Source organism: Arcobacter rhizosphaerae, assembly GCF_049472155.1.
In the GTDB taxonomy this organism is placed as follows: domain Bacteria; phylum Campylobacterota; class Campylobacteria; order Campylobacterales; family Arcobacteraceae; genus Arcobacter_B.
Map to the genome: position 1 here is coordinate 28,768 of NZ_JBMOVW010000004.1, position 13,747 is coordinate 42,514.

Sequence of the window (13,747 nt, forward strand, 5' to 3'; positions counted from 1 at the left end):
TTATTTACCTAAACAAAACTCCCCAAACATTACATCAAGCATCTGATCATTTTCATAAGGTCTTGTAATATTTGAAATAGCTTCTAATGCTTCTTTTATATGATGAGCAAAAAATTCAAATTCTCCACTTTCTAATGGAAATAATGAAGTATTAATATGACTTAAAGTATCTTCTACAGCCTGCACTTGTCTTTTTGAAATAAGAGTCATTTCATCACTATGAGTATTGTTGTCTAAAATATTTTCAATATTATTAACTAAATTTTTTATACTATTTTTTGTAGATAATTCTATAAAATTTGAAATTTTATTTTTGTCAAAATGATTATCTAAATCTGTCTTATTTAAAACTTTTATTATTTGTTTATGTGAATTTTCTTCTAATAGTGAAATAATCTTTTCATCTTCACTATCACATATCTTACTATTATCGAACAATGCAATAACAATATCAGCTTCATTTATTGCTTCAATTGACTTTTCAATTCCTATTTGCTCAATAACATCACTTGCATTTCTAATACCAGCTGTATCTACTATTTTAATTATATGAGAACCTATTTTTACCGATTCTTCAATAGTATCTCTAGTAGTTCCAGCAATATCTGAAATAATAGCTCTTTCAAAATTTAATAATTTGTTTAACAATGAAGATTTTCCAACATTAGGTTTACCAATAATTGCTACTTTAAAACCTTCAATCATTCCTTCTCTTCTTTTACTTGCATCTAAAGTTTCATTTAGTTTTAATTGGATTTTATCAATTTTATTTTTTATTTGTTCTAAAATATCATTAGGTAAATCATCTTCTGCATAATCTATAGAAACTTCTGTATATGCCAACATAAAAAGTAAATCTTCTCTAATATCATTTACAAAATTACTTAACTCACCTTTTAATTGTTTTGCTAAAAGTTTAACTGCATCTTCACTTCTTGCTTCTATCATTTTTGATATAGCTTCTGCTTTTGATAAATCTATCTTATTATTTAAAAAAGCACGTTTTGAAAACTCACCAGGATTTGCCATCCTTGCACCATAGTATAAAACTTCATTCACAATCATATTTGCTATGGCAATTCCACCATGACATTGAAACTCAACTATATCTTCCCCCGTAAATGAAAAAGGTGCTTTAAAATATAAAACTAAAGATTCATCAATTAACTCATCTTTACTATTATATACAGTACTTAATGTAGCAAGTCTAGGTTTGAAATTTTCTTTTTTGGTAATTTTTGAAGCAATTTCAAGGGCATTTTGCCCTGAAATTCTAACTATAGAGATTGAACCAATTCCATTGGCAGTTGCTATAGCAACTATCGTATTATCATCTAATAACAATTTATTGCTCTTTACTTCTATATTCGTTTACAAGTACATACTTGTCGCCTCTAACATTTGTTTTTACAGCAACATATTTATCAGGGAATTCATCTCTTAATCTTTTAAGTGCGATATGTACTAATATTCCATCTAAAGGTTTTGTTTTAAACATACCTTTTTCTTTTATAGTTTCAATAACTGGTTCTAAATATGCATGAATAGCTGTTTCTTGATTTTTTAAAAACTCAGCAACTTCTAATCTTAGCATTAAACCATATTTTTCATTTATCCAATTAAATAAAATGTATGATAAAGCCTTATATCTATATCCTTCTTTACCTATAAGTAAAGCTGAATCTTCACCTGTAAATTCAATATATAAAGTCTCTTCATCATAAAACTCTATTTTAATATTTTCAATACCATAACAACTTTCACTAAATAAAGTATTAATACCAGTTCTTACTTCATCTAAAATATCTTGTTTATCTTTTTTTACTATTAAGTTTGAAACTTGAGTTTGTGATTCATCTTCATTATAAAAGTTATCAAATATTTTTTCTTTTGATTCTACTTTTCTAACTTGAGAAGGAACTACATCCTCTTGTTTTTTTATTTCTTTTGGAGTGTTTGAGTCTTCTACTCTTTTTGAAAAATCATCAATTTTAATATCTTTTTTTTCAAAAGAGTTATTAGAATGATCTTTTTCATAAGTATTACAATTATTTTTGTAACAAACTTGAATAATAGCTTTCTTCTTTCCAAAGCCAAGGAACCCCTTGCTTGGCTGTTGGATAATCTCAATCTCTAAATCTGTAATAGAACAATTAAAATCAGCGGTAGCTAATTCATAAACCTCTTCTAAACATTTAGCCTCAAATTTTTTCATAGTAAATCCCTATTTTTTTGCAGCTCTTTTTTTCTCGAACAATTTGTTAATGTAATACTGTTGTCCAATTGTAAATACGTTATTTACGAACCAGTAAAGAGTTAAACCTGCTGGGAACCATAAGAAGAAGAATGTAAATACAATTGGTAACATTTGGAAAATCTTCTTTTGCATCTCATCTTGCATTGTATTAGGTGTAATCTTTTGTTGAATGAACATTGAAGCACCCATTAAAATTGGTAATACAAAATATGGATCCATTTCAGCTAAATCTTCTACCCATAAAATCCATTCTGCACCTTTTAACTCAATAGCATTTAATAAAACTCTATAAATAGCAAAGAATACAGGGATTTGTAAAATAAGTGGTAAACATCCACCCATTGGGTTTGCACCATGTTTCTTATATAGTTCCATCATGTGCATAGATTGTTTTTGTTTATCATCTTTATATTTAGCTTGGATTTCTTTCATTTTTGGAGCTAATTCTTTTAGCTTATTCATAGAAACCATACCTTTATAAGATAAAGGATATAAAACAAGTTTAATTAAAATTGTTAATACAACAATAGTCCAACCCCAGTTACCTACATAAGATTGAATAAATTGAAGTAATAAGAACATAGGCTTAGCTATAAATGTAAACCATCCATACTCTATAACATCTGTTAATTCAGGATGTAATGCTTTAAGATCTTTAAAGTTTTTAGGCCCCATATATCCTGAAAAAGAAATATTATCTCCTCCATGAATAAAAGCTTGTGGATTACCTTCGTTATCTGGCATTAATGTTAAAGCAAGAGATCTTTCAAAGTTATAAATTACTGTAGCATAGTATCTATCAAAATTTGAAACAAACTTTATACCTTCAAAATTTTTATTTTTTTCTAAATCTCCATCTTCTGTAAGATCCATAGTACCATCATTTAATTTTAAATATAAACCATGATCTGCATACATATCAGCTAATACATTTGGTCTAAAACCATTTGTTATAAAGAATTTTTTACCATTAGTTGAACTTGTAGTTAAATCATAATGTCCATTTGGATAGAAAGTAAATTTTTTAGTTAATACTGTTTCACCTAAATCTTGCGTAATAATTAATTCTTGTTTGCTACTTTGAGCATCAATTTCTTTCTTATTTGCTACTGCATTTACGTTAAAAGCTTTTACATTAATATTTGTATCTGCAAATCTAACTTCTAAAGGTCTTAATTGATTAGCTTCAAATAACTTAATTTGATGTTTTTCTTCATCTTTATAAATAGTATCTGATAATGTAACTTGTGCTACTCTACCTTTGCTATCTATTTCTATTATATTTTTAGCAGTTTTAATCACTGTGATAATATCTTGTGTGGCAATTGCTTTAGATGATAGTGATTGAACAGATTTTGACATATCTATAGGATTACCTGAAACATCAGTTTCTTTCATTCCTTCAACTGGTGTTGATTTTGCATTTGCAACTTGTTCTTGTTTTGCTTGTGCTTCTTTCGCCTCTTTTTGAGGTTTTAACACTAAAAATTCGTATGCGATAAAAAATACAAAAACAACCAATGTCATAATTAACATTCGTTTTTGCATACCGTTATTTTGATTCATATTGTTCATTCCTACTTTTCCACTCCCGATTTTTAACTACAATAAATTTATTGTCATTTGTTGGCACAAACCAATAAACGACTTTTATTTTTTTATAATCCACTTTTTTAATTCTATTTTTTGAAATAACTGGATAATCAAACCCACCATCAAAAAGTTGATTACATTTTAATACGCGTGTAATTGTAAAATAAATAGCCTTAAAAAATGTATTATTATCAAGTTGCCATAGTGCATATTGTGAACATGTTGGGTAATATCTACATGAACCAAAAGAAATTACACTTAAATATCTTTGATAAAACCTTATTAAATACTTAAATATTGTTTTCATTTGAAAAGGTTTAATCTTTTAAAGGCAAAATCAAAATCTTTTTTAAGTTTATTAAAATCATTTTCATTTATATTGTTTTTAGCAACAAAAATATATTTACCTGTTTGAATTTGATTTTCATAAGAGGCAAATAAAGCTCTTAATCTTCGTCTAGCTTTATTTCTTAAAACTGCGTTACCTACTTTTTTAGAAGTAACAAAAGCAGCTTTTAAATTTGTGTCAGAACTAAAAAAAGCGACAAAGGAGCTTGTATGCCACTTATTGCCGCTTTTATATAGTTTGTTAAAATCTCTTTGACTATTTAGTCGATGTTTTTTGCTTAAACAGCTAATCTTTTTCTACCTTTAGCTCTTCTTGCTTTAATAACTTTTCTTCCGTTTTTAGTCGACATTCTAACTCTAAAACCATGTGTTCTCTTTTTAGGAGTATTGTGTGGTTGATATGTTCTTTTCATGATAGTTTTCCTCTACATTCACTAATTAAGTTGCGGATTATAGTTAAACCTAACTTAAATCTACATTAGTTTTATTGTCGTTTAAAGGCAAATTAATAATAAATTTTGCACCTTTATATTTTATATTTTCTATAAAAAAATCACTGTTTTGAACAAATATTTTGCCATTTAAATGATTTTCAATTATTTCTTTACACATAAACAGTCCTATACCTAAGGCATCATTATCATGTTTCGTTGTAAAATGTGGTTCAAAAACTTTTTGTATATTTTTATCTTCTATACCGCCTGCATTATCTAAAAAACTAATTTCTAAAAATTCATTTTTCTTTTGACATTCAATTTTAATATATCTTTTTGTATTTAATCTTATTAATTCATCTTTTGAATTAGAAATTATATTTATAAATACTTGAATAAGTTCATTTTCTAAGCTTTTAATTTTTGTATTACAAATATCTGAAACAACATTGATATATTTATTATCAAGTTGATACTTAACTAATTCAAAGGTTTTATCAAAAGTTTTTTTGATATAAAACTCTTCAAAATCTTTTTTAGGTTTAAAAAAGTCTTTAAATATGTCTAAAGATTGATGAGATAAAATATTATCGAGTTTGAGTTTTTCGTCAATTTTCTTTTGTATTTCAAGTTGATAAGCTTTTATTTTTTTTTCAAGAAGAGCTGAAATATAAACAAATATTACTAATAAAAGAATTGTTATAAAAATACTAATTACTAAAAGTTTAGATAGGGACTTTTGATTTGATTGCTTTAATAATTGTCTTTTTTCATTTATTTGCATATACAAATCATCCATATAAAAGCCTGTTCCTATAATCCATTCCCATTCTCTAATAGTATTTACATAACTAATTTTTGATACCTTATTATCACTATTTGGCTTTTGATTATGAACGTAAGAAATAAAACCTCCACCATTTTTGGCAAGTTTCAACATTTCATTTTGTGTTTTAACTACATCATCATTTATTTTTAAACCTTTTATATTTTTACCTACAAAACCATCTAAATAATAACTCAAAAATTTTCCTTCATAAGTTAAAGCAAAAATATAACCATTTTCTTTATATCTAATTTTAGAGATTGATTCTGCAATATCATTTTTTAACTGTTCTTGCGCATCATAAAGATATTCACCTGTTCCAATAAACCAATCTAAGGGTTCAAATAATTTAAAATAGCCTATCTTTTCATACTCTTTTAAACTATCAGGCTTTGTCCAATACCAAGAATAAAAAGTTGAATTTTGTTTTTTAAGTATTCTATTCATTTCATGAAGTAAGAAAGTTCCTTTTTTATCTTGATAATTCCATAAGTCCTTTTCTTCTAGCTCTGGTTTAATAGGATGTAAGACATTTTTTCCACTCATTTCATATATAAAAAGATAACCTCTATTATCGTTAAATCTAATATCTCGTAATGAGTCTTTAATCATTCTTTTGATTTCATCTTTTGATTTGTCTTTGTTGTTTTTATAAATAGAAAGGGCTATTTTATAAGCATTATTAACTTGTTCTCTTAGATTTTTTTTTAATCTTTCAAAAGAGATTTTTTTCTCATAATTAATAGTATCAATAACTTTTTTTACTTCAAATTCAATTTCATTTTTATTTAATTCAATATATTTCTTTTCTAAATTTTTCAATTCTAATTCGAATCTATGTTGATATTCATTGTATAAAAAACTTGTAATAAAAAAAGAAAAAAGGATTATTAATAAAGCAGGTAAATATTTTATAAGATTTACAATATCTTTTTCATTTTTAAACATAAGTAACTCTTTTTTGTTTTTTTTATTATAACAAAAAAGAGTTGTTTTTAATATAATATAAAAATTATTCTATATCCACTTTAATTTCATCATTTTGGATACCAAAAGTAATCTTTGAACCTTGTGTTATCTTATCTTCAAGTATTAAATCAGCAAGTCTATCTTCAACTATTTCATAAATTGCTCTTTTTAAAGGTCTTGCTCCATAAACAGGATCAAAACCTACTCTTGCGATATATTCTTTTGCTTCATTAGTTAAATTTATTTCAATATCTTTTTCTTCTACTTTTTTTCTAATATTTTCAAATAATATATCAACAATATTTGTAATCGCATCTAAATTTAGCTGTTCAAATATTACAATATCATCTAGTCTATTTAAAAACTCTGGTCTAAAATGAGATTTTAAATCACTTAAAACTTCATCTTTTCTTTTAGTTTTATCTTCAATTTCAATAATTTTCGCACTTCCAATATTTGATGTTAAAATAATAATAGTATTTTTAAAATCAACTGTAACGCCTTTATTATCAGTTAGCCTTCCATCATCTAAAACTTGAAGTAAAATATTAAATACATCTGGATGTGCTTTTTCAATCTCATCAAAAAGTATTACACTATATGGTTTTCTTCTTACCGCCTCTGTTAACTGACCACCTTCATCATACCCAACATAACCAGGTGCTGCACCAATTAACCTTGAAACAGCATGTTTCTCCATATACTCACTCATATCAAATCTAATTAATGATTTTTCATCATCAAATAAGAATCTTGCTAATGTTTTTGCTGATTCAGTTTTTCCAACTCCTGTAGGTCCAAGGAACATAAAAGAACCAATTGGTCTACTATCTTCTGAAAGTCCGGCTTTATTTCTCTTAATAGCTCTTGAAATTGCTTTTAGTGCGTCATCTTGTCCAATTACATCTTCTTTTAAAACAGATTCGACTTTTAATACTTTTTGTTTTTCACTATCCATCATTTTATTTACAGGAATACCTGTCCATCTTGAAACAATACTTGCAATAGCTTCTTCATCTACTGAATTTCTAAGAAGTGTTCCCTCTTCTTGCATTCGATTCCACTTTTCTTCATTTTCTTTGATTTTTGCTTCAAGTGTTGGTATTTCACCATACTCAATTGAAGCAGCTTCTTCAAATTTTGACTCTCTTTTTGCTCTTTGTGCTTTTGTTTTTAATTGATCAATTTTTGCTTTTAATTCACTTGTAGCATTAAAAGTCTGTTTTTCATTTTCAAATCGTGCTTCAAGATTTTGCATTTCTTCATTTAAGTTTGCTAATTCTTTTTCTATTTCTATAAGTCTTTCTTCATTTCTCTTAGACTTTTCCATTTTAAGAGCTTCTTTTTCAACATTTATTGTTTGAATTTCTCTTTTTATTTTAGATAAAGCTATAGGTTCACTCTCTATTTGCATTTTTAACTCAGCTGCTGCTTCATCTATAAGATCAATAGCTTTATCAGGTAAAAATCTATCTGTAATATATCTATTTGATAATTTAGCCGCACTTACTAAAGCACTATCATTAATCGTTACATTATGATGTGTTTCTAATTTTTCTTTTATACCTCTTAGAATTTGAAGTGCTTCATTTACACTTGGTTCATCCACATTTACTGGCTGAAATCTTCTTTGCATTGCTGCATCTTTTTCAAAATATTTTCTATATTCTTTTAATGTAGTTGCACCAATTGTATGAAGTTCTCCCCTTGCTAATGATGGTTTTAGAATATTTGCAGCATCCATACTACCTTCACTAGCACCTGCTCCAATAATCGTATGAATTTCATCAATAAAAAGTATAATATTTCCAGCTTTTTTCACCTCATCAACTACTTTTTTTAATCTATCTTCAAATTCACCTCTATATTTAGCACCTGCAATTAATGCACTCATATCTAAAGTTACTACTTTTTTATTTTGAAGACTTGTAGGAACTTGTTTTTCTACAATTCTTTGAGCCAAACCTTCTGCAATTGCTGTTTTACCAGTACCTGGTTCACCTAATAAAATTGGATTATTTTTTGTTTTTCTAATCAAGATTTGCATCATTCTATTTATTTGCTCATCTCTACCTATAACAGGATCAAGCTCTCCATCTATAGCTTTTTTATTTAAATCAATTCCATACTTATCTAAGGCTTCTAAATTTTCATCACTTGTTGCGCTATCAATAGTACTTCCTGCTCTCATTGCTTCAAGTTGTTTTTTTGCATCAAGTAAATTAATATATTTACCTAGTACATCTTTTAATACTTGAGAATCAAAATTTGAAATAAGCCAAGTATCAACAGCAATAAACTTGTCACCATTTTTAACCATTAAACCTTCTGCGTTTTCTAAACTTGTAACAAAATTTCTTGATAGTTTAATATTCTCTTTTGTAACACTAGAAACTGATGATAATTTTGAAGCATAAGATTTTGCCTCAAGTTCAATTGCTGCTTTATCAACATTCATTTTATTTAATAATTGGTTTAAAACTGAGTTTGTATTTGTTAATAAAGCCCAAAGAAAATGAATTACTTCAACTTCTTGATTCTTATTATGTAAGGCTAAAGCAACTGATGAATCAATGCTTTCTGCCATTTGGTTAGTTAACTTTTCAAATAATTTATTCATTTTTAGCACTCCTTTATATTAACTGCTAATAAAATTATAGCAAGTTGAGTGTTTATTTGTCAAGTTATATTATATAATCTAAAATATATTCATTTTTATTAAGTGGAATATCTAAAATAAAACTAGTTCCCTTATAACTTTTATTGTCAATCATAAAACTACAATTTTTAACTTCAATATTCCCTTTAAAATGTTCATTAATAATTTGATGTGACATATAAAGCCCTATTCCTGTACCTTTTGACTTGTGTTTAGTTGTAAAATACGGTTCAAATATTTTATCAATTATTTCTTCTTTTATACCTCCTGCCCCATCAGTAACTTCGATTAAGACTTTATCTTCTAGTCTTTTTGTTTTTATTATAATTTTTCTTCTTTTTATATTGTTTAGTATAAAAGCATCTTTTGAATTATTTATCAAATTTATAAAAACTTGCATAAACTCACTAGGTACACCTTTTAAATATATTTGTTCTCTTTCAAAATCAAGTTCAATATCAATATCATTGTTTTTAAGGCTAGAGCTTACTAGTTTTAAAACTTTTTGAATATAAGTATGTAAACAAAACTCTTCTATTTTTCTATCTTGTTTAAAGAAATTCCTAAAATCATCTATAGTTTTAGATAAATATTTACAATTATCAACAATATGTTCTATACTTTTTTCAAAATTTTCATCATTTAAAGTTTGCATTTCTTTTTCAAGCCTAATTCCACTAGCACAAGTAGTAATAACACTTAAAGGTTGTCTCCATTGATGAGCTATATTTCCTATCATTTCTCCCATAGATGCCATTTTTGATTGTTGAAAAAGTAATCTATCTTTTTGTTTTATTTCTGTAATATCAATAATTGCTGTTACTCTAATATTTTCTCCTAAAAACTTAAGACATTTACTCTGAACTATGGTATTAATTTTTTCATCATTAAATTTTATAAATTCAATTTCATAAGGCTCAGTATTTTTAGTTATATTTTCTTTCATTAAAAGTTTATATTTACTATCAATAAAATCTAAAATATCTTTTTCTATAAAATCTTCTTTTCCCTTTGCTTCAAAAAGATTTAATGTAATATCATTTACATCAATGATTTTTGTATTTTTTATTAATATTATTGACTCAAGAGTTGAGTTAAATAAGGCCTTAAAACTTTCAAGAGATGCTTCAAGGTATTCTTCTCTTTTATCAATCTCTTTTTGCATTACATTAAAACTATTGATAAAATTATTAAGCTCAATATAATCACTTTTAGGAACTTTTATCTCATAATTACCATTAGATATTTTTGTAGTTGTATTTTTTAATTGATCAAAAACTTTAAATATCTTTTTAGACATTTTTAAAGAAAAATAAATTGAAATTAAAATAAATATAATTATAAAAAAAAGAGTTATATACATAATATTACTTAAAGCACTTATTACATTTGTATAATCTTCTCTTGCTATTACCTTCCAGTTAGTTTTATCAATATTTATGTATGTACCATATTGAGTTTTCTTACCTTTTATAGGCTTAAATTTTTTTTGTTCATAAGCTTTTACTTTATTTATTAAACTAGTATATACATCAGAATAACTTGCATTAAATCTTTGTAATACCATATCTTCATTATCTGGATTAATAATAATTGTTCCATCTTTATCAATAACTCTAATCATGTGTGATTTATCTATATTTTTAAACCTTTTTATAAAACTAGAGATATCTTCAAAATTTATAAGAAAAACAAAAACCTTATTTTCATATTTAAAACTATAAGATACAGAAGGTTCATCATCAATGCTTGATAAAAAAACACTTGACCAGTAAGAGTTTTTTTCATCATTTAGATTTTTAAAATAGTTTTTATTAGAATAATCAAAGCCTTTATAGATATTTAAATTATTTAAAGCAGAAAAGTTTACTATAGTACCCTTATCATCTAAAACTAATATAGCTGTGACATTTCTATCAATTTTTACAATATTTTCAATAATAGAATTATCACTATCATAATTTGATTTTAACAAATTAGATATTTTGATAATTTTATCAATAAAGTTATTTATTTCAAACTCTACTTGTATTAATACTTGCTCTTGATTATGATCTATGCTATTAAGTTTATTCTTATATAGATTAAAAGCTGAAAATATTCCTGTGATTACAATAACTGTAACACAAATTAATATTAGCAATAATAAAATTTCTTTTTTTAAACTTTTTGATTTTTTCATTTAATTATTACAAACTCACCATTTTTTATTTCAAATGTATAATAATTTCTAACTACATCTCCATAATCATCAAAAAATATATCATCAATCAAACCTTTAAATTTTTTATTTTTCAATAAATATTCTTTTACTTTATCTTCCTCTACTTCTTTAAGTACTTCTATTAGTATTTGAGCTAATTCATAAGCCTTTGAAGCATAAATAGAAGGTTCTAAATTGTATTTATCTTTGTAAGCTTTGACAAATTTTAAGTAATTTGTTTTTTTAGATTTAGGATTAAAATCTATATTAAAAAGTACACCCTCTGATGATTTCCCAGCATTTTCTAAAAAAGATTTTGTCATTGCCCATTCAGCTAGTGCTACTTTTGTTTTTATTTGATTTAATCTTAAATATTGTATTACTTTAGCAGAATCAATCGAGTTTGCACACATTAAAATTAAGTTAGGATTTTTATTTTTTATATCTTTAACTAATTCATCAAAATTTACATCTGTTGTATTGTATGTTAAAAGTTTTTTACCTGTTTTAGAAAAAAGACTTTTTTCAAAATTAATTAAATAATCTTTTGTATATGTTTTATTTTTAGGATCATAAATCCCATAAATTTTATCATATTTTTTTTCTTTTATAAATTCAGAAAAAGAATCAAAACGAGAAGGATTATTAGCTACATGAACTCTAAAAAACTGATCATTCTTACCAGTAAATTCATTACTAGCAGAAGCGGCTGAAATCATAAACATATCTTTATGCTTATTTATTATGGACATAGAAACTTTTGACATGGTACTTGTTACATTACCTATTACAATTTTAATGTCATTTTCTATAAAATCATTTATAATCTGTTTATTAATATTTGGATCATTTTTATCATCTTTAAAAATTAATTCAATATTTTTATTTCCAACTTTATAATCAACTTCATCAAATGCTAAAAGAACACCATTCATCATAGCATTTCCTAAAACTGAATATTTTGAAGTCAAAGAACCTACAAATCCTATTTTTATATTTTGCATTTTGTTTACTGAATAAAGATAATAAATTATTAAAATTAAAAAAAGGAAAAAAGCCACCATAAATTTGATCATCTGTTGCATATATATAATACCTTAAAAAAATATATACATTATATACTTTTTATCCTAATTATATTCTATTTGTTATGTTAGTTGTATCAAAACCTCTAAGCCCTTTAAATTTTTATTCTCTATTAAAAAATCCTTATTTTTGATTTTTATACTACCTTTCATGTGTTTTGTAATAATATAATGTGCCATATATAAACCTATACCTGAACCTACTTCTTGTTCTTTAGTTGTAAAATAAGGTTCAAAGATTTTATGAATTTTATTTTCTTTTATTCCTAAACCTGAGTCTTGAATTCTTAAAACTATATCATTATTTACTTTTTTTGTTTCAATTAATATATACTTATCTTTTACACCTGAATTCAATATTGCATCTTTTGCATTTTCTAATAGATTAAAGATAATTTGTGAGAATTCTGCTATATATCCATTGATAAAAAGTTCTTTATTTCTATGTCTTAAAACTAGATTTATTTCATTTTTTTGAAGTAAAGGCTCAATAAAAAGTAATGTAGAATTTAAACTTTCTATCAAATTAAACCTTTCTTGATTTTTATTAAGTTCAAAATATGCTGAACACTTATCAATAATTGAAGATAACTCTTTTGTAGTTTTATTGATTTTATCTAATCCTTCAAGTAAACTTTTATCATTTAATATATCTAGTTGTTTTTCAAGTTTCATACCAGAAGATAAAACACTTATTGTTGATAAAGGTTGTCTCCAATGATGTGCAATATTTTTAAGCATTTCAGAAATAGATGTAAACTTTGATTGTTCCATTATTATTTTATGTTGTTCTTTTAAGTCTGTTATATCCAAAAACAAAGTAATTCTTAATTTTTTATTTTTAAAATAAATTGCTTTATCCTTAGCTAATACATAAATAATAGAATTATCTTTTTTTAAAAGTTTAAACTCTTTAGGTTCATCTATATTAACATCTTTTCTAAAACATTCTTTTATCACATTTCTGTATTTAGAAGGAATTATTTTAAGTACTTTTTTACCTTTTAAGTCTGATTTATTATCATAACCTAATATTTTAACAGCAGAATTATTTACAGTTAAACATGACTCTTTATCATGAATAACAATTCCTTCCATAGTAGAGTCCACTAAAAGTCTAAAGTTTTCTAAGTTTTGAGTTAAAATATCTTCCCTTTTATTTAACTCTATTCGCATTTTATCAAAAGACTTGATAAAACTATTTAATTCAATAAACCTTGTAAAAGTAACACTATTTTGATATTGACCATTTGAAATATTTTTAAATTCTGATTTAAATTTATCAAGTTTAGAAAATATTTTTTTCAAATATTTATTAATAAACAATAATACAATTAAAGAAATAATACAAATACTTATAATAATTAATAAAA

11 protein-coding genes are annotated in these 13,747 nt (G+C 24.9%); all 11 read right to left on the reverse strand.

Annotation, left to right across the window (positions count from 1 at the left end):
* Nucleotides 1–1,344, reverse strand: a complete 1,344-nt coding sequence (gene mnmE / locus ACH5BH_RS07685; RefSeq protein WP_423297962.1) for a tRNA uridine-5-carboxymethylaminomethyl(34) synthesis GTPase MnmE — start codon at nt 1,342–1,344, stop codon at nt 1–3.
* 1 nt (nt 1,345) lies between these two features.
* On the reverse strand, nt 1,346–2,215 hold the full coding sequence (locus ACH5BH_RS07690) for a Jag N-terminal domain-containing protein (RefSeq protein ID WP_423297963.1): 870 nt from the start codon (nt 2,213–2,215) through the stop codon (nt 1,346–1,348).
* Between the two features lie 9 nt (nt 2,216–2,224).
* Complete coding sequence (gene yidC / locus ACH5BH_RS07695) at nt 2,225–3,832, reverse strand: membrane protein insertase YidC (RefSeq protein WP_404305352.1); 1,608 nt, start codon at nt 3,830–3,832, stop codon at nt 2,225–2,227.
* Entirely contained in the window at nt 3,810–4,157 is a 348-nt protein-coding gene (gene yidD, locus ACH5BH_RS07700) for a membrane protein insertion efficiency factor YidD (RefSeq protein WP_404305354.1), read from the reverse strand. Before yidD ends, yidC begins: the two co-directional genes overlap by 23 nt.
* A complete protein-coding gene (gene rnpA, locus ACH5BH_RS07705) occupies nt 4,154–4,489 on the reverse strand; it encodes a ribonuclease P protein component (protein WP_404305830.1) in 336 nt (111 codons plus the stop codon). Before rnpA ends, yidD begins: the two co-directional genes overlap by 4 nt.
* Complete coding sequence (gene rpmH, locus ACH5BH_RS07710; protein WP_404305355.1) at nt 4,477–4,611, reverse strand: 50S ribosomal protein L34; 135 nt, start codon at nt 4,609–4,611, stop codon at nt 4,477–4,479. The genes rnpA and rpmH overlap by 13 nt, the downstream gene beginning before the upstream one ends.
* Before the next feature lie 49 nt (nt 4,612–4,660).
* Nucleotides 4,661–6,406, reverse strand: coding sequence for a sensor histidine kinase (locus ACH5BH_RS07715; RefSeq protein WP_423297964.1), 1,746 nt, complete (start codon nt 6,404–6,406; stop codon nt 4,661–4,663).
* Nucleotides 6,407–6,470: 64 nt separating this feature from the next.
* Nucleotides 6,471–9,047, reverse strand: a complete 2,577-nt coding sequence (locus tag ACH5BH_RS07720) for an ATP-dependent Clp protease ATP-binding subunit (RefSeq protein ID WP_404305359.1) — start codon at nt 9,045–9,047, stop codon at nt 6,471–6,473.
* Between the two features lie 64 nt (nt 9,048–9,111).
* Nucleotides 9,112–11,268, reverse strand: a complete 2,157-nt coding sequence (locus tag ACH5BH_RS07725; RefSeq protein ID WP_423297965.1) for an ATP-binding protein — start codon at nt 11,266–11,268, stop codon at nt 9,112–9,114.
* Nucleotides 11,265–12,293 (reverse strand): ABC transporter substrate-binding protein, encoded by a 1,029-nt coding sequence (locus tag ACH5BH_RS07730; protein ID WP_423297966.1) that lies wholly within the window; start codon nt 12,291–12,293, stop codon nt 11,265–11,267. Before ACH5BH_RS07730 ends, ACH5BH_RS07725 begins: the two co-directional genes overlap by 4 nt.
* A 144-nt stretch (nt 12,294–12,437) precedes the next feature.
* Nucleotides 12,438–13,747, reverse strand: a 1,310-nt coding sequence (locus tag ACH5BH_RS07735; RefSeq protein ID WP_423297967.1) for a PAS domain-containing sensor histidine kinase, incomplete at its 5' end; no start/stop codon positions are given.